This window comes from Actinokineospora sp. HUAS TT18 (genome assembly GCF_051364635.1).
Lineage (GTDB): Bacteria > Actinomycetota > Actinomycetes > Mycobacteriales > Pseudonocardiaceae > Actinokineospora.
In genome coordinates, this window is the sequence record NZ_CP195645.1 from 5,959,278 (window position 1) to 5,978,334 (window position 19,057).

25 protein-coding genes are annotated in these 19,057 nt (G+C 71.4%); 12 read left to right on the top strand and 13 right to left on the bottom strand.

All coding sequences use genetic code 11. The features are described 5' to 3' along the window. Positions 1-16: 16 nt before the first annotated feature. Genes ACSHT8_RS27690 through ACSHT8_RS27700 form a run of 3 tightly spaced genes read right to left on the bottom strand, consistent with a single transcriptional unit; the run spans position 17 to position 2,046 of the window. Positions 17-484 (bottom strand): hypothetical protein, encoded by a 468-nt coding sequence (locus ACSHT8_RS27690; protein ID WP_436493852.1) that lies wholly within the window; start codon positions 482-484, stop codon positions 17-19. 50 nt (positions 485-534) lie between these two features. After that, positions 535-1,374 (bottom strand): alpha/beta hydrolase, encoded by an 840-nt coding sequence (locus ACSHT8_RS27695; protein ID WP_436493854.1) that lies wholly within the window; start codon positions 1,372-1,374, stop codon positions 535-537. A 3-nt stretch (positions 1,375-1,377) separates the two neighbouring features. Beyond that, positions 1,378-2,046 (bottom strand): lysophospholipid acyltransferase family protein, encoded by a 669-nt coding sequence (locus tag ACSHT8_RS27700; RefSeq protein WP_436493855.1) that lies wholly within the window; start codon positions 2,044-2,046, stop codon positions 1,378-1,380. 78 nt (positions 2,047-2,124) lie between these two features. On the opposite strand from ACSHT8_RS27700, the gene folP reads away from it, so the two are divergent. Both folP and ACSHT8_RS27710 read left to right on the top strand, forming a co-directional pair. Continuing rightward, positions 2,125-2,994: a dihydropteroate synthase gene (gene folP / locus ACSHT8_RS27705; protein ID WP_436493857.1), complete on the top strand. Its 870-nt coding sequence runs from the start codon at positions 2,125-2,127 to the stop codon at positions 2,992-2,994. Then, positions 2,991-3,917, top strand: a complete 927-nt coding sequence (locus tag ACSHT8_RS27710; RefSeq protein WP_436493859.1) for a glucosyl-3-phosphoglycerate synthase — start codon at positions 2,991-2,993, stop codon at positions 3,915-3,917. Before folP ends, ACSHT8_RS27710 begins: the two co-directional genes overlap by 4 nt. 18 nt (positions 3,918-3,935) lie before the next feature. Here ACSHT8_RS27710 and ACSHT8_RS27715 read toward each other — a convergent pair whose 3' ends face one another. The 4 genes from ACSHT8_RS27715 to ACSHT8_RS27730 all read right to left on the bottom strand — a co-directional run bounded on the left by ACSHT8_RS27715 (position 3,936) and on the right by ACSHT8_RS27730 (position 7,411). Then, entirely contained in the window at positions 3,936-4,595 is a 660-nt protein-coding gene (locus ACSHT8_RS27715; RefSeq protein WP_436493861.1) for a hypothetical protein, read from the bottom strand. Further along, entirely contained in the window at positions 4,595-5,449 is an 855-nt protein-coding gene (locus ACSHT8_RS27720; RefSeq protein ID WP_436493863.1) for a hypothetical protein, read from the bottom strand. The genes ACSHT8_RS27715 and ACSHT8_RS27720 overlap by 1 nt, the downstream gene beginning before the upstream one ends. 181 nt (positions 5,450-5,630) lie before the next feature. Further along, a complete protein-coding gene (locus tag ACSHT8_RS27725) occupies positions 5,631-6,542 on the bottom strand; it encodes a C40 family peptidase (RefSeq protein ID WP_436493865.1) in 912 nt (303 codons plus the stop codon). A gap of 17 nt (positions 6,543-6,559) precedes the next feature. Next, a complete protein-coding gene (locus ACSHT8_RS27730) occupies positions 6,560-7,411 on the bottom strand; it encodes an NlpC/P60 family protein (RefSeq protein ID WP_436493867.1) in 852 nt (283 codons plus the stop codon). 152 nt (positions 7,412-7,563) lie between these two features. On the opposite strand from ACSHT8_RS27730, the gene ACSHT8_RS27735 reads away from it, so the two are divergent. After that, a complete protein-coding gene (locus tag ACSHT8_RS27735) occupies positions 7,564-8,382 on the top strand; it encodes an NBR1-Ig-like domain-containing protein (RefSeq protein WP_436493869.1) in 819 nt (272 codons plus the stop codon). Here ACSHT8_RS27735 and ACSHT8_RS27740 read toward each other — a convergent pair. Continuing rightward, entirely contained in the window at positions 8,371-8,850 is a 480-nt protein-coding gene (locus ACSHT8_RS27740; RefSeq protein ID WP_436493871.1) for an N-acetyltransferase family protein, read from the bottom strand. The genes ACSHT8_RS27735 and ACSHT8_RS27740 overlap by 12 nt on opposite strands. Before the next feature lie 164 nt (positions 8,851-9,014). On the opposite strand from ACSHT8_RS27740, the gene ACSHT8_RS27745 reads away from it, so the two are divergent. The 4 genes from ACSHT8_RS27745 to ACSHT8_RS27760 all read left to right on the top strand — a co-directional run bounded on the left by ACSHT8_RS27745 (position 9,015) and on the right by ACSHT8_RS27760 (position 10,875). After that, entirely contained in the window at positions 9,015-9,443 is a 429-nt protein-coding gene (locus ACSHT8_RS27745) for a hypothetical protein (RefSeq protein ID WP_436493873.1), read from the top strand. Between the two features lie 144 nt (positions 9,444-9,587). Beyond that, positions 9,588-9,896, top strand: coding sequence for a DivIVA domain-containing protein (locus ACSHT8_RS27750; protein WP_436493875.1), 309 nt, complete (start codon positions 9,588-9,590; stop codon positions 9,894-9,896). Further along, positions 9,893-10,327 (top strand): SRPBCC family protein, encoded by a 435-nt coding sequence (locus ACSHT8_RS27755; RefSeq protein ID WP_436493877.1) that lies wholly within the window; start codon positions 9,893-9,895, stop codon positions 10,325-10,327. The genes ACSHT8_RS27750 and ACSHT8_RS27755 overlap by 4 nt, the downstream gene beginning before the upstream one ends. After that, positions 10,324-10,875, top strand: coding sequence for a DNA-3-methyladenine glycosylase I (locus tag ACSHT8_RS27760; protein ID WP_436493879.1), 552 nt, complete (start codon positions 10,324-10,326; stop codon positions 10,873-10,875). The genes ACSHT8_RS27755 and ACSHT8_RS27760 overlap by 4 nt, the downstream gene beginning before the upstream one ends. Here ACSHT8_RS27760 and ACSHT8_RS27765 read toward each other — a convergent pair. Then, the gene (locus ACSHT8_RS27765) at positions 10,862-11,647 is read right to left on the bottom strand and encodes an enoyl-CoA hydratase-related protein (protein ID WP_436493881.1); all 786 of its coding nucleotides are present in this window, start codon (positions 11,645-11,647) and stop codon (positions 10,862-10,864) included. The two genes, ACSHT8_RS27760 and ACSHT8_RS27765, sit on opposite strands and share 14 nt — an antisense overlap. Before the next feature lie 21 nt (positions 11,648-11,668). Beyond that, a complete protein-coding gene (locus tag ACSHT8_RS27770; RefSeq protein ID WP_436493883.1) occupies positions 11,669-12,463 on the bottom strand; it encodes a PaaX family transcriptional regulator in 795 nt (264 codons plus the stop codon). A gap of 170 nt (positions 12,464-12,633) precedes the next feature. Here ACSHT8_RS27770 and ACSHT8_RS27775 point away from each other — a divergent pair, with 170 nt between their 5' ends. Both ACSHT8_RS27775 and ACSHT8_RS27780 read left to right on the top strand, forming a co-directional pair. Next, positions 12,634-12,801, top strand: coding sequence for a DUF3117 domain-containing protein (locus tag ACSHT8_RS27775; protein ID WP_091378352.1), 168 nt, complete (start codon positions 12,634-12,636; stop codon positions 12,799-12,801). Positions 12,802-12,862: 61 nt separating this feature from the next. Next, the gene (locus ACSHT8_RS27780; protein WP_436493886.1) at positions 12,863-14,353 is read left to right on the top strand and encodes a leucyl aminopeptidase; all 1,491 of its coding nucleotides are present in this window, start codon (positions 12,863-12,865) and stop codon (positions 14,351-14,353) included. On the opposite strand, the gene ACSHT8_RS27785 is transcribed toward ACSHT8_RS27780, so the two are convergent. Together ACSHT8_RS27785 and glgA are read right to left on the bottom strand one after the other, a co-directional pair. Continuing rightward, positions 14,278-14,799 carry a GtrA family protein gene (locus ACSHT8_RS27785; protein WP_436493888.1) on the bottom strand — a complete coding sequence of 174 codons (522 nt, stop codon included), beginning with the start codon at positions 14,797-14,799 and terminating at the stop codon, positions 14,278-14,280. The genes ACSHT8_RS27780 and ACSHT8_RS27785 overlap by 76 nt on opposite strands. Before the next feature lie 17 nt (positions 14,800-14,816). After that, positions 14,817-15,977 (bottom strand): glycogen synthase, encoded by a 1,161-nt coding sequence (gene glgA / locus ACSHT8_RS27790; protein ID WP_436502201.1) that lies wholly within the window; start codon positions 15,975-15,977, stop codon positions 14,817-14,819. A gap of 116 nt (positions 15,978-16,093) precedes the next feature. On the opposite strand from glgA, the gene glgC reads away from it, so the two are divergent. Together glgC and ACSHT8_RS27800 are read left to right on the top strand one after the other, a co-directional pair. After that, positions 16,094-17,323, top strand: coding sequence for a glucose-1-phosphate adenylyltransferase (gene glgC, locus ACSHT8_RS27795; protein WP_436493890.1), 1,230 nt, complete (start codon positions 16,094-16,096; stop codon positions 17,321-17,323). Positions 17,324-17,348: 25 nt separating this feature from the next. Next, positions 17,349-17,603: a hypothetical protein gene (locus ACSHT8_RS27800; protein ID WP_436493892.1), complete on the top strand. Its 255-nt coding sequence runs from the start codon at positions 17,349-17,351 to the stop codon at positions 17,601-17,603. A gap of 1 nt (position 17,604) precedes the next feature. Here the strand turns inward: ACSHT8_RS27800 and ACSHT8_RS27805 are convergent, their stop codons facing one another. Beyond that, positions 17,605-18,234, bottom strand: coding sequence for an O-methyltransferase (locus tag ACSHT8_RS27805; protein WP_436493894.1), 630 nt, complete (start codon positions 18,232-18,234; stop codon positions 17,605-17,607). 240 nt (positions 18,235-18,474) lie between these two features. Here ACSHT8_RS27805 and sigE point away from each other — a divergent pair, with 240 nt between their 5' ends. Next, positions 18,475-19,053 carry an RNA polymerase sigma factor SigE gene (gene sigE / locus ACSHT8_RS27810; protein ID WP_436502202.1) on the top strand — a complete coding sequence of 193 codons (579 nt, stop codon included), beginning with the start codon at positions 18,475-18,477 and terminating at the stop codon, positions 19,051-19,053. The last annotated feature ends 4 nt before the right edge of the window (positions 19,054-19,057 follow it).

The following is a 19,057-nucleotide window of genomic DNA, read 5'->3' on the forward strand; positions in this document are numbered from 1 at the left end:
TTCGGTGCCACCGGGGTCAGTCCTCCATCGGTGGTCGCACCGGACCCAGGTCGTCGTTGATCGGCTCGGCCAGGCAGGCGGCGAGTGCGGCATCGGCGTGGATGGCGGCGGTGGCCCGCCATTCCCTGATGGTCTGATCGAGCATTCCCCAGTGCCCCAGCTCCGCCGATCCTTGGAACGCGCGGGCGAAGTCCGCGACGAACTGGCGCCGGTCCTCCGGCGGAAGCACATCGACCCAGGGGAACTCGTCAGCCAGCGACGCCGCCGCGGCCGCCAGGGTCTCGCTCGGGAGATGGGCCAGAAGGCTGCGCAACGCGCGTGCGGCGTGAATCGCTCCGCTCGCGGTCGCGGCGGCGCGGTCGACCCTGGTCAGCAGCAGCGCGGCGCCGTCGCGGCGGCGGACATGCACGTCGCCCTGGTCGGCGAGCGCGGCCACGCTCTTGGGGTCGCGCTGTAACTCGCTCCACTGCACCTCGGTTGACATACCCCAATTCTGAACTTTTTCAGAACTCGGCGCAACCGGGGTGTCTAGCACTAGCGCAGGTGTTCGCCCAGGAAGGTGAGTTGGGCGGGGAGCATGCGGCGCCAGTATTCGCCGCGGTGGGCGCCTGGTTGGAAGCCGCCCGCGGGGTTCGGGAGGCGGGAGCGCAGCAGTTCGGTGTTCTCGAAGAACGGGTCGTCATCCCCGCAGTCGACGCGCAGCGGGATTCCGACGAGCTTGTCGAGGTGGGCGAAGATCGTGTGCTGGGCGAAGTCCGCCTCGTCGTCGAACGCGCCGTCGGTGACCTGTCCGTACTCCGCCCAGACCGCGGGGCTGACCGCCACCGCGCAGGCAGGCCGCAGCCGCGTCGCCAGGTACAGGGCGCCGTAGCCGCCCATCGACCAGCCGATCAGGCCGAGTCGGGTCACGTCCAGGCCCTGGGTGACCAGCAGGGGAAGGAGCTCGTCGGTGATCATCGCCGCTGGGTCGGTGTCGTGGCGGGGGTGCCAGTAGGACGAGCCGCCGTCGACGGTCGCCACGGCGAACGGGGTGCCGCGGTGAGCTGCCAAGAACCGGTCGACGCCCAGGTCGGTGAAGGTTGAGCGGTGGTCGCCGCCGCGGCCGTGCAGGGCCAGGGCGACGGGGAGCGGGCCGGTCGAGCCGGGTGGGCGGCTGATCCGCCAGCCGACGGGACCGCGCATCGCCGCCGAGTCGAAGTGGCCTGACGTGGTGGGGCCGGGAGCGTCGGCCGGGATGACGCCGTCGGGGCCGTCCAGGCCGAGCAGCCGGTTGAGGGCGGCCCGGCCGGGCAGGACCCGTTCCTCGACCGCCCACACGCCTGCCGCTACGCCGGTGGCCGCGGTTGCGGCCAGCCACTGTCGGCGGGTCGGCAAAGGTCAGGCCGCGTTGGGCCGCTTGTGGTACGAGTCGACGTATTCCTGGCCGGACAGTTCCAGGATCGCGTACATGACCTCGTCGGTCACGGCGCGGCGGATGGGCAGGGAGTTGCCCATGCCGTCGTAGCGGGTGAAGTCGAGTGGGTCGCCGAAGCGGACCGTGATGCGGTGCGGGCGGGGGAACTTCTTGCCCTTGGGCTGCACCTTGTCGGTCCCGATCAGCGCCACCGGCACGACCAGCGCGTGGTGCTCCAGGGCGAGTTGCGCGACGCCGGTGCGGCCGCGGTGGAGCCTGCCGTCGAGTGAGCGGGTGCCCTCCGGGTGGATGGCGAACGCGCCGCCCGCGTCGAGGACGGCGCCCGCGTCCTCCAGGGAGGCCAGGGCGGCGCGGCTGTTGTCGCGCTGGACCGGGATGGCGCCGAGCGCGCGGAACAGGGTGCCGACGAGCCTGCCCTTGACCGACTTGGCCTCGAAGTACTCGGCCTTGGCCAGGAACGCGACCTTGCGCTTGAGCATCATCGGGACCACGAAGCTGTCGATGACGGCGAGGTGGTTGATGGCCAGGATGACCGGGCCCTTCGCGGGCACCCTGTCCGCACCCTCCACCACCGGCCGCAGGAAGAGGCGGGCGAGGAAGGACAGCACGACACGAAGCGCGCGGTAAAACACGGCGGGGCCTCCTTGGTTGCTTCTACTGTAACCACGGTCGCGTCCGTTCACCGCGCGTCCGTGGCACGATCCATAGCCGTGACACCTCTGCGGTTCGGTCAGCGCACGGTCCCCCAGGACCGCGCGCTGGTGATGGCCATCGTCAACCGCACCCGCGATTCCTTCTATGACCAGGGCGCGACGTTCGCCGAGGACGCCGCGCTGGCCGCTGTCGACCGGGCCGTCGCCGAGGGCGCCGACATCGTCGACATCGGCGGCGTCCGCGCCGGGTCGCACGGCGAGCCCGTCGACACCGCCGAGGAGGCCCGCCGGGTTGTGCCGTTCGTCACGGCCGTGCGCGAGCGCCACCCGGACGTCGTGATCAGCGTCGACACCTGGCGCCACGAGGTGGGCCGCGCGGTGTGCGAGGCGGGCGCCGACCTCATCAACGACACCTGGGCGGGCGCCGACCCGAAGCTCGCCGAGGTCGCCGCCGAGTTCGGCGTCGGCATCGTCTGCTCCCACACCGGCGGCGCCGCGCCCCGCACCGACCCGCACCGGGTGCGCTACACCGACGTCGTCGCCGAGGTCGTCACCGAACTCGTGGCGCGCGCGGAGCGGATGGTCGAATTGGGCGTCCCGCGTGAGGGCGTGCTCATAGACCCGACGCACGACTTCGGCAAGAACACCTGGCACGGTCTCGAGCTGCTGCGGCGACTGGACGAACTGGTGGCCACCGGATGGCCGGTGCTGATGGCCCTGTCGAACAAGGATTTCGTCGGGGAGACCCTCGGGGTGGGACTTAGGGACCGCGTTGATGGCACACTCGCCGCGACGGCCGTGTCGGCGTGGACCGGCGCGCGCGTCTTCCGCGCCCACGAGGTGCGCCAGACCAGACAGGTGGTGGAGATGGTGGCCGGTATCGCGGGGACCCGCCCGCCCGCCCGGGTCGTGCGGGCGCTGGCATGAGGACGATGCTCGACCAGACCTGGCAGAGTCCTGAGTGGACGGTCTCGCAGCTCGTCATCGCGAAGGGCGAGCGCACGGTCAGCGTGGTGCTGCCCGCGCTGGACGAGGAGGCCACGGTCGGCCAGGTCGTCGAGTCGGTCCGCCCGCTGCTGGGCACCCTCGTGGACGAGTTGGTCGTCATCGACTCGGGCTCGTCGGACAAGACGGTCGCCATGGCCGCCGCCGCGGGGGCCCGCGTGGTCAACCGCTCGGACGTGCTGCCCGACCTGGAGCCTTGGCCGGGCAAGGGCGAGGTCCTGTGGCGCTCCCTGGCCGCGACGAGCGGTGACCTGCTGGTCTTCCTCGACTCCGACCTGATCGACCCGGACCCCGCGTTCGTGCCTTCCCTGCTCGGCCCACTGCTGACGGCGTCGGGCGTGCACCTGGTCAAGGGCTTCTACCGCCGCCCGCTGCGGGTGGAGACAGAGGAGGCCGGGACCGGCGGCGGCCGGGTGACCGAACTGCTGGCCCGCCCGGTGCTGTCGGCGCTGCGGCCGGAGCTGTCGGGCGTCATCCAGCCCCTCGGCGGCGAGTACGCCGCGACGCGCGAGTTCCTGGAGTCGGTGCCGTTCGCGGCCGGGTACGGGGTGGAGATCGGCCTGCTGCTCGACGCGCACGCGCGGTATGGGCTGGACGGGTTGGCGCAGGTCAACCTGGGTGTGCGCAAGCACCGCAACCGGTCACTGCTGCAACTGGGCGTGATGGCCCGCCAGATCCTCGGCACCGCCCTGAGCCGCTGCGGCATCGAGTCGACGTCGTCGGCTTTGACCCAGTTCGTCCAGGTCGGCGGCGAATGGCTCCCGGACACGATCGACGTTCTGGTCGCCGACAGGCCCCCGCTCTGCGAGGTCCGCGTGCCCGAGCTGGGTGCGGCGGCCGAGTAGACCGCCGCACCCGGATCGTCAGAACGTCTGGTTCGCGAAGCCCTTGGTGGCGATCTTCGACAGCATCGACTGCCACGCCGCCGTGCTCGCGTGGGGGTCGCCCGTGACGCCGAGGGCCGACTTGGCACCCGTGAACGCGCTGTTTGTCAGCGGTCCCCAAACGCCGTCCACGGTCAGGCCCGACCCGCGGAAGTTGTTGCACATGGCTTGGACGAACTTGGTGTCACTCTCCGACGACTTCACGCAGAGGACCGGGAGGCCGCCGAAGTCGGCGTGGATGTGGTCGGCGTGGTCGGCGTTGTACCAGCCGTCCAGTACGTAGCGGAAACGCCTGCGGGTCACCGCTTCCACCGCGAGGTAGCGCTTGCGCAGCGAGGCCGTGCCCGAGGCGTGGTGGCCGTCCAGCGGGCTGCTGACCTGGCCGCCGCTCCAGCGGACGTAGTCGAGGTCCATGGCGGTCCCGGCGCCGTGCTGGCCGGGCTTGTTGACGTAGAACCCGGCCGACACCAGATAGGTGATGCTGCCGTAGGCCGCGGATAAGGACCGCAGGTCGCGGATCCAGAGCACGAGACTGTCGTAGAAGCCTTGCGTGGCCTGCCAGTTCCGCAGCGTCGTGTTGCCGCGGCTGGAGCGCCAGTAGTAGACCGGCGTGCCGTCGATTCGCTGGAAAGTGATCATCAGACCGTCACCGCCTTGAGCGAGCCGTCGACGAGCCAGTAGGAGACGCGGCCGCGGGGGACGCGGATCAGGCCGACCGCGTGGGCGAACTCCGAGACCGGGGCCGGGCCCTGGCCGGCGCCGAGGGTGCCGACCAGTGCGGCGGAGCCGCCGAAGGCGTTGGCGATGTAGCGGCCGTCGTCGAGCAGGCCCTGGACCGCGGCGTCGTCGAGGCGGGCCGTGGCGGACCAGTCGGTGCCGGTGGGGGAGGCGTAGACGTCGGTGCCGGTGGTGCCGACCGCGGCGGCGAGCCAGCCGGAGCGGCCAACGGTCAGAGTGGTCACGGCCTGGTAGGCGGGCAGGCCCGCGGTCGGGCGGACCGCCCAGGTGTCGCCATGGCGGCGGGCGGCGAGCGAGGCGGTGGGCACGTCCTCGCCGGACAGGTACGAGCCGAGGGCCATCGCGTCCGCCGGGGAGGACGCGACGGCGGTGAACATCGACCGGTCGGCCAGGCGCAGCACCTCACGCCACGCCAGGCCGTCGGCCGAACGCCACAGGGTGGCGTGGTTGTCCACCGAGCCCGCGGCGAGGGCGCCGCGCGCGTCGGTCGCCACGTCGAGGACGGTGGCGAAGTCGAGGCCGGTGGTCGCCTTCGTCGAGCCGTCCTCGCCGACGAGCACCCAGCGGCCGCTCTGTCGGCAGAGCGCCCGCGGGGTGTCGCCGACGACGGCGACGCCCGCGCAGATGTCGAGGTCGGCCGCGGCGGCGGCGAATCCGGCGGAGCCGACGGTGGCGATGGCCGCGAGGCCCGCGGCGCCCACCACGAACGTTCGGCGGCTGAGTCCTTCTGGTCCGTTGTCAACTGTTCTGTGCACGGCTAACCCTTCGGGGATAAGGGAAAAGTACGTACGACAAGTCGTCACACTTGGTGGAGAGTTGACACAACGGGACGAAGTTTAGGGTGCCGCGATCCACTTCGGATACGGCCGTTCCGCGCAATCTGGACCAGCTCGCTACGCCGAAAGGCCCCGCCCCACGGGGCGGGGCCGTCCGGACTCAGATCACCCGGATCGCGTGGGCGGTCCAGCTGCCCTGGCCGTAGAGGTCCTTGATCCGCACGCTGTTCGCGTCGCGCGGCCACGAGGCCTCCAGCAGCTTGCCGCCGCCGAGGAAGATCGCCACGTGGGTGGTGCTCTCGGCGTTGTCGCCGTTGCCCCAGAAGATCAGGTCACCCGGTTCGAGCTGCGTGAGCGGCACCTGCTTGCCCGCCTTGTACTGCGCGGTGGTGTTGGGGCCGATGTCGATCCCGGCGCCCTTCCAGAACGCGTACAGGGTGAAGCCGGAGCAGTCGTAGCCGTAGCGGTAGTAGTCGTCGCCGCCCTCGCGGACGTGGTGCTCGACGCCGTAGGACGGGCCGCCCTTGCCGCCGCCGCCCCACGAGTACAGGTAGCCCTTGCCCATCTGCGACTTCGCCGCGTCGATGACGCGCTTGATCTTCTCGGCGCGGGTGCCGGTCTTCGGGCCCGCCGGGCCGTTGTTGCGGCCGTGGACCTTCTTGCCGCCGCCGTCGGAGGTCTCGTCGCCGCAGCGCGGCACGCCGGGCGCCCAGCCGTCGGTGCCGGTCTTGACGTACTTGTCCGGCACCCACCAGCCCTCGGTCGTGTAGTCCCAGATCTCCCCTCCTGAGCTGGACTGGCACTTGACCGGGACCAGGTCGCCCTTCTTGTAGGCGTTGTACTTGTGGCCGGGCGCGTTGGCGTCCTGGCCCTTCTTCTTGCGGCCGTTGATGTCGACCTTCGCCGGGTAGCCCTTCGGCGCGATGGCCGGGTCGAGCTCGAAGTCGTCGGCGGTGAACTCCACGCCCGAGTCGTCCGCGGCGGCCGCGGGGGCGGGCTCGGGGGTGGGCGAGCCGCAGGCGGTCAGGGCGAAGCTGCCCGCGATCAGCGCGGTAAGGATCTTGATACGCATGTTCAGGGAATCCTCAATCACCAGTCGGAGGGCACGTAGGCCCAGCCGAGGTAGTCGGAGCGGTTGCGGAAGTGGTTGTCCTGGTAGACCTTCGGCCCGGTGCTGATCGCCTTGTTGTCGCCGATCGAGAGCATCACGTGGCCCCACTTGGAGTTGCTGCGGAAGAACACCGCGGTCCCGGCGGGCGGCACCGAGCCGGTGTGGATGCGGCCCGCGTTCTTCTGCCACTGGTAGTGCGTCCACGCCGAGGCCTGGCGGCCCGAGGTGCCGAAGGCGCGCTCGACGAACAGCTCGCACTGGTTGTTCCAGTCGGTGGCGCCGAGCCTGGCCCGCGCGAACGCGATGGCCTCCTTGGCGCGCGGGTCGTCGGCGCTGGAGCCGCCACCGCCGCCGCCACCCCCGCCGCCGCAGCGCGCGACACCCGGGGCGTAGCCGTCGGTGCCGGTCTTGACGTACTTGTCCGGCACCCACCAGCCGTCGGTGGTGTAGTCCCAGATCTCGCTGCCGACACTCGACTGGCACTTGACGGGCACCATCTGGCCCGCCTTGTAGGCGTCGAATTTCGAGCCGGGCGCGTTCGCCGCGTCGCCCTTCTTCTTTCGGCCGTTGATCGCGACCTTCGCCGGGAACGATTTCGGCCCCATCGCCGAATTCAGTTCCCCGCCTTCCAGGGTGACCTCTTCGGCCTCATCGCTGGCGGCGTTCCCCGGCGCGGTGTCGGAGATGTTCTCGCCGCTGATGATGATTTCCGTGCTTTCCGCGGCGGAGGTGTTCTCCGCGGCGGTGTTCTCCGCGGGGGATCCGCACGCGGTGAGTGTCAGCACACTCGCCGCGGCCAGCGCGGCCCCCATGGTCTTGATGGATTTCACCTGGTTGCTCCCTCGTGTGATTCAGGCAGGCCCGGGTCGCCTTCTCGGTTCCGGGGCATGGCCCTACGATGGGCCGCCGCTGGGGTTGTCCGGTAGCCGCTTACGCGCTCTGACAAGCCCTGACAACAGGTCTGACAAGGGGGTCGGTCATCGTGGCAGGACAGGCGGCTGACGAGGACACGCGGCGCGGCTTGATCGCCGGTTTCGCCGGGGAGCTGCGCGATCTGCGGGTGTCCGTGGGCACCCCGTCATTCCGGAAGATGGCCGGAGTTTCCGGTGTTATCTCGCACACAACGCTGCACGAGGCGGCGGGCGGAAGCCGTTTCCCATCGTGGGAGACGACCCGGGAATTCGTCAAGGTGTGCGGCGCGGACGAACGCGAATGGCGGGCCAAATGGCTCGCGGTGAAAGGCGCTTTGTCGCCGGATGAGCAGATCGCGCCATTGCGCGAGGAAGTGGTCCGGGTCGTCGAGCGGGTCACGGCGAAAAAGGCGTGGTGGACGCGCGGCCGAATGATCATCGCGGCCGGGTGTGTGGTCGCCGCGGTGGCGGGATTCGCCGTCTACTACTTCCAGAAATCGCCGTACGACCCGCTGTACTCCGGTGACTTCAGCCGGTTCATCGCCGACGTCACCGTGCCCGACGGCACGGAGGTCGAGGTCAACGAGACCTTCCCCAAGGTGTGGGAGATCGAGAACGGCGGCACCGAGCTGTGGCGCGGCCGCGCGATGCGGCGCGAGTCGACGGTCGGCGGCTGCCAGAGCCCGGAGCGGGTGCCGGTCGGCACGACGCCGCCGGGCGACCGGGTCCGGGTCACCGCGATCATCGTCGCGGCCTCGGAGCCGGGGATCTGCAAGGTCGACTACAAGATGGTCGACGACCAGGACCGGGTGGTGCTGCCCGGTTCCCGGCCGATCTTCGTGATCGTCAACGTGGTGCGCACCCAGCCGTCCGGGGTCTCAGGCCCGTAGGGACAGCTCCATCTCCAGCTCGCGCAGGCGAGCGTCGTGCGGGTGGACGTCGTCGCGGCCGGTCAGGGTGAAGCCGAGCTTGCGGTAGAACCGCAGCGCCCGCTCGTTGTCCTCCACCGCCCATGCCGTCACCCTCTTCGCCTCGCGGTCCCGAGCCCAGTCGATCACCGCTTGGACGACGGCCGCCCCCGCTCCGGTTCCCCTGGAGGCGGGACTGGCCCAGACGGCGACCAGTTCGACCCCGCCCGGCTCCGGTATGCCACCCGCGATGGCGACCGGCTCGCCGTCGACCCAGGTCATGAAGAGACCGTGCTTGACCGGCCAGCCGCGCCAGCGCTCCTCGTCGAACGCGAGCTCGCGGGCCAGGGTCGAACCGAAGGCGGAGGGCGTGTCCGCGAGGGCTTCGAGGCGCACTGCCCGCAGCTCAGCCCAGTCGTCGGCGGTCAACTGTCGCGTTTCCATCCCCATGGGCGCAGGGTCGTCGGCGGCGTTGTCCGCCGCAACCCGATTTCACCTGTCCGGGGATTGACGTCCGGTGCTCCCGGACCCGGGCCGGACAACGCGGGGCGGGCTAGACAGGGCCCTGCGCCTCGCGGCAGCCCGCGGCGGGGCCGGTGAGAAGGGGGAAGAGCATGATCGGACAACTCCGGAGAGCCGCGCTCGTCGTGGGGATGGCGGTGACGCTGCTGGTGCCCGCCGCGGTGACCGCGACCGCCGCGACGGCCGCGCCCGCCGCCCCGGCCGCGCCGACGGGTGAGGCAGGCGTGCTGGGTGGGTGCTGGTGGCCGGACATCTGCGGCCGGGTCGTCAACGCCACCGGACGCGGCTTCAGCGCGACCATCGACTGGCCGAAGCGCGGCACGGGCGACTGGTGGGTCGCGGGGTGGTCGTCGCTCGGCGGCAACGGCATCGACGTGGACGGGTTCTACGTCGGACACGGGTGCTGGATGGCCGGGTACGTGGAGGGCCTCGGCTACCGGTACCCGTTCGTCGAGTGGGACGACGACTGGCACCAGATCCACAACAACGAGACGGCGTTCATCACTCAGCACTCCTGCTGACCTGCCCCGGCGGCGGGCGGGGGTCCGTTCGCGGACCCCCGCCTGTCGGCGTTTTTGTAGGCGGAGCGAGCCATTCCGGGCGCGGCGTTGGTCGATTTCGCCGGTTGGCTTTCCGGGTCACGTGGGTCGTGACACGATCCACCCGTGACCACCGCGCTGCTTTACCTCGTCGTGATGATGCTCGTCGCGGGGGTGGTGTTCCTGCTCGTGTCCGTCGTGTTCGGTCGCGGCGAGGAACTGCCCGCCCTGCCGCCCGGCGCGTCGCCGACCCGGCTGCCCGCCACCGACGTCACCGGTGACGACCTGCGGTCAGTGCGCTTCCAGCTCGTCTTCCGCGGCTACAAGATGACCGAGGTCGACTGGGTGCTGCGCCGCGTCGGTGACGAGCTCGACGACCTGCGTGCCCGCGTGGCCGATCTTGAGGCCGCCCAGAGGCCCGCCGACGCTTCGTGATCGACGTCGTCGAGCGGGTCGACGTCGCCGCGCCGGTCGAGGTGACCTGGGCGGCGATCACCGACTGGCCGGGTCAGGGTGAGTGGATGCTCGGCACGACGGTGAAGGTCGTCGGCGGCGACGGTCGCGGGATCGGCTCGGCGCTGTCGGCGTTCACCGGTGTCGGTCCCCTCGGGTTCACTGACACCATGGAGATCACCGCCTGGGACCCGCCGACGCGCTGCGAGGTCCGCCACACCGGCCGGATCGTGCGCGGCACCGGCGTGTTCGAGGTCCGCCCGCGCGGCGCGGGCTCCACATTGGTCTGGGAGGAACACCTCGAAGGCGGACCGCTGATCGGCCTCGGTTGGCGGCTCGGCGGCGTGGCCTTCCGGGTCGGCGTCCGCCACTCGCTGCGCCGGTTCGCCCGCCTCGCCGAGGCACGCGCGTGATCGACCGTCCGCGCTGCGCCTGGGGCGACTCGACCCCGGAATACGCCGCCTACCACGACGATGAGTGGGGTGTGCCGCTGCGCGGGCGGGACGCCATGTTCGAGCGGGTCAGCCTGGAGGCGTTCCAGTCCGGCCTGTCGTGGATCACGATCCTGCGCAAGCGCGAGTCCTTCCGCGCCGCGTTCGCGGGCTTCGTCCCAGAACTCGTCGCGGGCTTCGGCGACGCCGACGTGGCCCGGCTGATGGCCGACGCGGGCATCGTCCGCAACCGCGCCAAGATCGACGCCACCATCCGCAACGCGCGGGCGATCCTTGAGCTGGACCGCCCGCTCGACGAACTCCTGTGGTCGTTCGCGCCCGGCCCGCGGCCCCGCCCCGCGACCATGGCCGACGTCCCCGCCGTCACCGACGAGTCGAAGGCCATGGCCAAGGAGCTGAAGAAGCGCGGGTTCGCCTTCGTCGGCCCGACCACGTGCTACGCGCTGATGCAGGCCACCGGCATGGTCGACGACCACGTGGCGACCTGCTGGCGCGCTACTTCCCGCTGAAGTCCGGCTTCCGCTTCGCCACGAACGCGTCCACGGCCTCGCGGTGGTCGGCCGTCTGCCCGGCCTCGGCCTGGGTGCGCCCCTCGACGGCCAGGCCGTCGGACAGCGAGCCCGCCGCGGAGGCCAGCATGGCCTCCTTGATCTTGGCGTAGGCCGTGGTCGGCCCCGCGGCCATCGTCGAGGCCAGCGCCCGCGCGGTCGAAAGGACGTCCTCGGGTGCCACGACCTGGGTGACCATGCCGATCCGCAGCGCCTCCTCGGCGTCGACCGGCTTGGCCAGCAGCATCATCTCCATGGCCCGGCCGTAGCCGATCAGCCGCGGCAGCGTCCACGCCGCGCCCGAGTCCGCCGTCAGGCCGACGTTGGCGAAGGCCATGAGGAACTTCGCCGACGACGCCACGATCCGCAGGTCGCACGCGTAGGCGAACGACGCGCCCGCGCCCGCCGCCATGCCGTTGACCGCCGCGATCACCGGCTTCGGCATCGACGTGATCGCCGTCACGATCGGGTTGTAGTGCTTCTCCACGGTCGCCAGCGGGGCCGGGTCGTTCGCGGCCAGCAGCGCCATGTGCTCCTTGAGGTCCTGCCCCGCGCAGAACGCCTTGCCCGCGCCTGTCAGCACGATCGCGCGCACCGAGTCGTCGCCGGCGGCCGCCTCCAGCGCCGCGAGCAGCGCCTCCTTCAGCTCGACGGTCAGCGAGTTGAACGCGTCGGGCCGGTTCAACGTGAGCGTCCGGACCCCGTCCACATCCTCGATCAACAGCGTCGACACGAGCGCCTACCTTTCAGACAGCTAAGCAGTGGACCTCTGCTTACCACCTCCGCTGAGACACGCGTCGAGAAAACGCGTCACAGCGGGCGCCAGCCGGGCCGTGTGCCGGTCGAAGAACTCCGCGGCCGCCGTGCCCGGCCAGCCCTCCGGCAGCAGCTCCACGGGCAGGCCGGGGTCGCGGAACAGGAACTTGCGCCACGCGTGCAGCAGCCGCTGTGACGAAGCGAACGCCGCAGCCGGGTCCGACCCGTCGACCGCGGCCATGACCGGCGTCCACGCCGCCACGAACGCGGTGTAGTCCGCGCCCAGCTCGTCGAGGTCCCACGCCTGCGCGGCCAGCTCGGCGTCCGGGCCGTCGTGGGCGCCGTGGAACACCCGCGCCCGCACCTCGCCCAGCACCTCGGCCAGCTCGGGCGACGGCCGCGGTGAGACCCACGTGGTGCTGCCGAGCGGGCCGTAGCCGAGTAGCCGCAGCGACGAGGCCAGCCGGTCGCGCTCACCCCGACCAGGCAGTTCCTCCAGCACCACGACGTGCCAGCGGCCGTCCCAAGTGGACGGGCCGGTGCGGTAGATCCGCGCGCCCGCCTCGTCCAGCCGCCGCTCCGCGCGCGGGGTCAGCGCGTAGCCGGGCCCTTCGGGCAGGCGCACCGGGGTGAGCCAGCCCTGCCGGACCATGCGGGACACGGCGGTGCGGATCGCGGGCGCGCCGAAGTCCAGCGGCTCCAGCAGACGGACGAGCGCGGCGATCGCCGCGGCGCCGCCACGCCCGCGCAGGTAGCCGCCATAGACGTCGAATAGGGCCGAACGGGCGCGCACGACGTCGGAGTCTGTCAGTCCGAATGGGGCACGCGCCACCTATCGTGGCCGGTCATACGACACGCGATGATCGGTTCGATTTCACCGCCGCGACCGGATGGGGGAGAATGTCACCGACTCGGCCGATTCATCTCGGGCGGGTAGGCAGGCTATGACGGAGGGAGCACGCTATGGCGGCCATGAAGCCCCGGACCGGAGACGGTCCCCTCGAGGTGACTAAGGAGGGTCGGGGCATCGTGATGCGCGTCCCGCTGGAGGGCGGTGGACGCCTCGTGGTCGAGATGACGCCCGAGGAGGCCAGCGACCTCGGCGACGCGCTCAAGGTCGCCGCGGGCTGATCTTCCCCCACCGCACAACCCCGGCCCCACAAGGGCCTCAGTGATCCATTCGGAGGAATGCTTGTCCACGCCGGTGCCGACCCTGCCGACGACGCTGCCCGACGTGGAGGTGACCGCGAGCAGGCGCGACGGCGTCCCGCTCGTGGTCCTCAGCCGCGGCGCGGCCGACGGTCCGCCGGTGTTCGGCCCCGGCGGGGACGGCCTGAGCGAAGCCTGGATCGACTCGGTGCGGCTCACCGGGTCGGCGGGCGAGACCCAGCCGGGACCGGTCGACTCCGGTGTCCGCTGGGTCGTCGGCCTCGGCGACGGCGAGGCACGGCAGTGGCGGTCGGCGGGCACCGCGCTCGTCAAGGCCGCCGAGAACACCCTCGACAGCGACACCCCGGCGCCCGCGCGCGGCCTGCAGGTCGAGCTGCCAGAGGACGCCGGTGACGCCGACATCGCCGAGTTCGTCCGCGGCGCGCTGCTCGGCGGCTACCGGTTCAAGGTCACCGCCGAGGAACCCAAGCCGCGGGTGCGCGCGATCCGGCTGATCGTGCCCGGCGACCGCAAGGCCGGTGTCGACGCGGCTGTCGCCAAGGCGGTGACGCTGGCCGCGGCCACGTCCTTCGCCCGCGACCTGGCGAACTCGCCGTCCAACGTGAAGGACCCGGCCTGGCTGGCCAAGACCGGGGCGAAGGCCGCGGGCAAGGTCAAGGGCCTCGGCGCGGAGATCCGCGACGAGAAGTGGCTGGCCAAGCACGGCTTCGGCGGCGTGCTCGCCGTCGGCGGCGGCTCCGACCGGCCGCCGCGCCTGCTGGAGCTGACCTGGGCGCCCGAGGGCGTCAAGGGCCCGCACGTCGTGCTGGTCGGCAAGGGCATCACGTTCGACACCGGCGGCATCTCGATCAAGCCCGCCGAGGGCATGCACCTGATGAAGACCGACATGTCCGGTGGCGCCGCCGTGATCGCGGCGATGATCGCCATCGGCAGGCTCGGCCTGCCCGTGCGCGTCACTGGCCTGGTGCCGATGGCCGAGAACCACGTCTCCGGCTCGGCCTACCGCCCCGGCGACATCGTCCGCCACTACGGCGGCAAGACCACCGAGGTCACCAACACCGACGCCGAGGGCCGCATGGTCCTGGCCGACGCCATCGCCTACGCCGCCGACACGCTCGGCCCCGACGTCATCCTCGACGTGGCGACGCTGACCGGCGCCATGAAGGTGAGTCTGGGCACCCGTATCGCGGGCCTGTTCGCCGACGACGACGCGGTCGCCGAGCGGCTAATCGAGGCCGGGGCGCGCGTCGGCGAGGCGTTCTGGCGGATGCCGCTGCTGGAGGAGTACGCCGACACGGTGGCCAGCGAGGTCGCCGACGTCCGACAGTGCCCGCCTGGGCCGGGCGGCGTCACCGCGGCGCTGTTCCTGCGCGAGTTCACCGCGGGCGTGCCGTGGGCGCACCTGGACATCGCCGGACCGGCGCGCGCCGAGAAGCCTTACGACGACGTGGTGCCCGGCGCCACCGGGTTCGCCGCGCGCACCCTGGTCGAGTTCGTCTCGGCGTACTCGTAGTAGCCGGGGGCGAACACCCGGTCCAGGAACGCGAACTTCGCCAGGAACACGGGCAGCCCGCTCAGCACGTAGGCGAGGTTCAGCACCAGCGTGCGCGAGCCGCGGTCGGCCACCAGCGGTTGGAACGCCCAGTCGGCCGCGGTCGTCAGCGCGACCGACACGAGGCCGCCCAGCGCGGTGACCACGATGTAGCCGACGACCTGCCTGGTGAGCCGGGGCATGCCCCGCTGGCCCCACGCCCACCAGCGGATCATCACGAAGTGCGGGACCGCGCCAGCGGCGAACGCCACGGCACTCGCGGCGGCCGCGTCCATCATCGCCGACGAGTACAGCCCATACAGGACCAGTTGGCTGAGGCCCGTCGCGACCAGCGAGGCCACCGTGTACTTGGTGAACCTCGCCCGACTCCTGGCGACCCAGCGGACCAGTCGCCCACGACCCTCCACACCGAACAGAGTACGTGTCAGTCCCTGATCGCTTTCTCAGCGACCGCCTGTTCGTAGACCGCGACCGTTCGCTCCGCCACCGCCGACCAGGCGAACTCGCGTTCGGCCCGGACCCGCCCCGCCGCGCCCATCGCCGCCGCGCGCGCCGGGTCGGCCAGCAGCCGGTTGACCGCGTCGGCCAGGCCCGCGCGGTAGGCGGCGGGGTCGGCCTCGTCGTAGTGGACGAGCAGGCCGTTGTGGCCGTCGGCGACGACCTCGGGGATACCGCCGACGTCGGAGGCCACGATCGCGGTGCCGCACGCCATCGCCTCCAGGTTCACGATCCCCAGCGGCTCGTAGACCGACGGGCAGACGAACACGGTGGCGTGGCTGAGCAGCTGACGGACGTCGGCGCGGTCGAGCATCCGCTGGATCCAGAACACCCCGGCGCGGTGGGCCGCCAGCTCGGCGACCGCGGCCGCGGTCTCGGCGGCGATCTCCGGGGTGTCCGGGGCGCCCGCGCACAGCACGATCTGCGCGTCGGCGATCCGGTGGGCCGCGGCGATCAAATGCGCGAGGCCCTTCTGCCGGGTGACGCGGCCGACGAACACCACGATCGGCTTGGCCGGGTCGATGCCCTCGCGGACGAGCACGTCGGTCTCGGCGACCGGGTGGTACTCGGCGGTGTCGATGCCGTTGCGCACCACGTGGACGCGGCGCGGGTCGAGCCGCGGGTAGCAGTCGAGCACGTCGGCGCGCATGCCGTCGCTGACGGCGATGATCGCGTCGGCGTTCTCGTAGGCGGTGCGCTCGATCCAGCACGACAGCCGGTAGCCGCCGCCGAGTTGCTCGGCCTTCCACGGGCGGCGCGGTTCGAGCGAGTGCGCGGTGATCACGTGCGGGACGCCGTGCAGCAGCCCGGCCACGTGCCCGGCGAGGTTGGCGTACCAGGTGTGCGAGTGGACCAGGTCGAGCCCGGCCGCGGCGGCGGCGATCGACAGGTCGGCGCCCATCATCCCCAGCGCCGGGTTGACCCCGGGGGTCGGCTCGTGGGCGGTGGTGTCGGGCAGCGGGCCGCCGATGCGGTGCACGTCGACGTCGACCAGGCCCCGCAGGCGGGGGACCAGCGCCCCCACGTGCACCCCGGCGCCGCCGTAGACCTCCGGCGGGTACTCGCGAGTCAGCAGACCGATGTGCACACCGACCACCGTAGCGAGCATGGGCGGGCTAACGGGTTGCGGCGCATGGGTGAACGTGGCGTCAACTGCGGGCGGGTAGCCGTGTCCTCGCAGGCTGTTGAGGTTAGGGTCGATCTGTGAAGGGCCAGCCTCGCGTTCTGGGCATTGTGCTGGCGGGCGGCGAAGGGAAGCGGCTCTGGCCGCTGACGGCCGACCGCGCCAAGCCGGCTGTCCCCTTCGGGGGCAACTACCGGCTAGTCGACTTCGTGCTGTCGAACCTCGTCAACGGCGGGTTCCACCAGCTCTGCGTGCTGACCCAGTACAAGTCGCACTCGCTGGACAAGCACATCTCGACCACGTGGCGGCTGTCGAGCGTGCTCGGGCAGTACATAACGCCGGTACCCGCCCAGCAGCGGCTCGGCCCGCGCTGGTACACCGGCAGCGCCGACGCGATCTACCAGTCGCTCAACCTCGTCTACGACGAGCGCCCCGACTACATCGCGGTCTTCGGCGCCGACCACGTCTACCGCATGGACCCGTGGCAGATGGTCGAGCAGCACGTCGACTCCGGCGCCGGGGTGACCGTCGCGGGTATCCGCGTGCCGCGCGCCGAGGCCCGCGCGTTCGGCTGCATCGACGCGTCCGCCGACGGGAAGATCACCCGCTTCCTGGAGAAGCCCGCCGAGCCGCCGTCGGTCCCCGACGACCCGGACGTGACCTTCGCGTCGATGGGCAACTACCTGTTCTCCACGCCGACCCTGCTGGACGCGCTGCGCGCCGACGCGGCGAACCCGGACTCGCTGCACGACATGGGCGGCGACATCATCCCCATGCTGGTCGACGCGGGCACCGCCCACGTGTACGACTTCGACGACAACGAGGTCCCCGGCGCCACCGAACGCGACCGCGGCTACTGGCGCGACGTCGGAACCCTCGACGCCTACTACGAGGCGCACCAGGACCTGGTGTCGGTGCACCCGGTGTTCAACCTCTACAACCAGCAGTGGCCCATCCGCACCGCGACGCCGCCGCTGCCGCCCGCCAAGTTCGTCAACGCGGGCTCCGCGGTCGAGTCGATCGTCGGCCCGGGGTCGATCATCTCGGGGGCGTCGGTCATCGACTCGGTGATCAGCGCGGACGTGGTGATCGAGGACGGCGCGGTGGTCGAGGGCAGTGTCCTGCTCCCCGGGGTCCGCGTCGGCAAGGGCGCGACGGTGCGGCGGGCGATCCTCGACAAGAACGTGGTCGTGGCCGACGGGGCGCGGATCGGCGTCGACCTGGCGGCGGACCGGGAGCAGTACACGGTGAGCGCGGGCGACGTGGTCGTGTTGGGCAAGGGCGTGCGGGCGGAATCCCCCACGCGGTGACGGTGCTCTCGTCTACCGTGGGGACATGACCGAGCCGCCGCGTGACCCGTACCGCGAGGTGTGGCAGATGACCCCGGTGGGCGACGCCAAGGGCAGCGGCCGGCCGTCGCACCCGGTCGCGGGGATCTTGTCCGGCCTGGTCGTGTTCTTCCCGTTCGGCGTGCTCGCCTGGTTCATCGCGGGCGGCTCGGTCGAGTGGGCACTGATCGTGACGCTGTTCGGCCTGCTCGCGGCCGGTGGCGTGGGCTTCTTCATCGGCACGGGCAGCGACAACCTCTAGCTCAGGCGGTCTTGGCCGCCACGAGCAGGCAGCCGCCCAGCGGCAGCAGCAGCGGGACCAGGCGGTCGTCGTCGCGGACGGCGCGGGCGACCTCCCGTAAAGCCGCCGCTTCCGGATCCTGCCGGTTCGGGTCCGCGAGTGAGCCGACGTTGTCGAAGGCCAGCACGCCGCCCGGGCGCAGCAGCCGCACGCCCTGTTCCGCGTAGGCCGGGTACTCCGGGGTGGCCGCGTCGGCGAACAGCAGGTCGTAGCCGCCGTCGGTGAGCCTGGGCAGCACGTCCAGCGCGCGCCCCATGATCAGGCGGGTGCGGCCGGGGGCGACGCCCGCCTCGCTGAAGGTGCGCTTGGCGTACGCCTGGTTCTCCGGGTCGACGTCGATCGAGGTCAGGACGCCGTCGGGGGCCATGCCGCGCAGCAGGGACAGGCCGCTGACGCCGGTGCCCGTGCCGATCTCCACCACGGCCTTGGCCTGCAGGACCGTGGCCAGGAACCGCAGCGCGGCGCCCGTGGCGGGGCTGACGGGGGCGCAGCCGAGCTTGACCCCACGCGCACGTGCCGAGGTCAGCGAGTCGTCCTCGGTGAGGAAGCCCTCGACGTACTCGCTGAGGTCGGCCACGGTTTCCGGTCCCACAGGAACGCAGACTAGCGACGGAAGTCCCAAAATCGGGTGAACCTTGCCGCAGACCACGCAACTGGTTTTTCACCGCGGTTTTCTCAGGCACGTCTCAGGCGACTCTCACGGTCGCCACATGGGGGTACTCCATTCTTGCCGGTATCGGGGAACCTGTCGCGAAGGGGGAACAACGTGGGCGACACACGCGTTGGGTCAGTCAGTGGGCAACACAGCTTTCAGGAGGTGCGTATCCCCACGATGCAGACGCAAGCCATGACGCCGGTCGAGGTCGCGCCCGTCGGGCTCGACTCGGGCTGGACACCGCCGTCCTGGGACGAGATCGTGCGCGAACACGGCGACCGGGTCTACCGCCTCGCCTACCGCCTCACCGGCAACGCGCACGACGCCGAGGACCTCACGCAGGAAACCTTCATCCGGGTATTCCGCTCCCTCGCGTCCTACAAGCCCGGCACGTTCGAGGGCTGGCTGCACCGCATCACCACCAACCTGTTCCTCGACATGGCTCGCCGCCGTTCGCGGCTGCGCATGGAGGGGCTCCCGGAGGACACCGACCGGCTCGCGGGCGACGACCCGAGTCCCGAACAGGTGTACTCCGACACCCATCTCGACCCAGACCTGCAGGCCGCGCTCGACGAGCTGCCGCCGGAGTTCCGGGCCGCGGTCGTGCTGTGCGACGTCGAAGGTCTCTCCTATGAGGAGATCGGCGCCACCCTCGGGGTGAAGCTGGGTACTGTGCGCAGCAGGATCCACCGGGGCCGCCAGGCCCTGCGCGCGTCGCTCGAGCGCCGCCGCGAGCGTGCCCAGGAGGCCCTGTAATGAC

What these genes read in the sequence shown, in the direction of transcription:
- ACSHT8_RS27715 (WP_436493861.1), bottom strand. Translation starts at nt 4,595, where the DNA reads ATGATCACTTTCCAGCGAATCGACGGCACGCCGGTCTACTACTGGCGC.
- ACSHT8_RS27800 (WP_436493892.1), top strand. Translation starts at nt 17,349, where the DNA reads ATGACCGAGCCGCCGCGTGACCCGTACCGCGAGGTGTGGCAGATGACC.
- sigE (WP_436502202.1), top strand. Translation starts at nt 18,475, where the DNA reads ATGCAGACGCAAGCCATGACGCCGGTCGAGGTCGCGCCCGTCGGGCTC.
- ACSHT8_RS27725 (WP_436493865.1), bottom strand. Translation starts at nt 6,542, where the DNA reads ATGCGTATCAAGATCCTTACCGCGCTGATCGCGGGCAGCTTCGCCCTG.
- ACSHT8_RS27690 (WP_436493852.1), bottom strand. Translation starts at nt 484, where the DNA reads ATGTCAACCGAGGTGCAGTGGAGCGAGTTACAGCGCGACCCCAAGAGC.
- ACSHT8_RS27710 (WP_436493859.1), top strand. Translation starts at nt 2,991, where the DNA reads ATGAGGACGATGCTCGACCAGACCTGGCAGAGTCCTGAGTGGACGGTC.
- ACSHT8_RS27775 (WP_091378352.1), top strand. Translation starts at nt 12,634, where the DNA reads ATGGCGGCCATGAAGCCCCGGACCGGAGACGGTCCCCTCGAGGTGACT.
- ACSHT8_RS27740 (WP_436493871.1), bottom strand. Translation starts at nt 8,850, where the DNA reads ATGGGGATGGAAACGCGACAGTTGACCGCCGACGACTGGGCTGAGCTG.
- ACSHT8_RS27745 (WP_436493873.1), top strand. Translation starts at nt 9,015, where the DNA reads ATGATCGGACAACTCCGGAGAGCCGCGCTCGTCGTGGGGATGGCGGTG.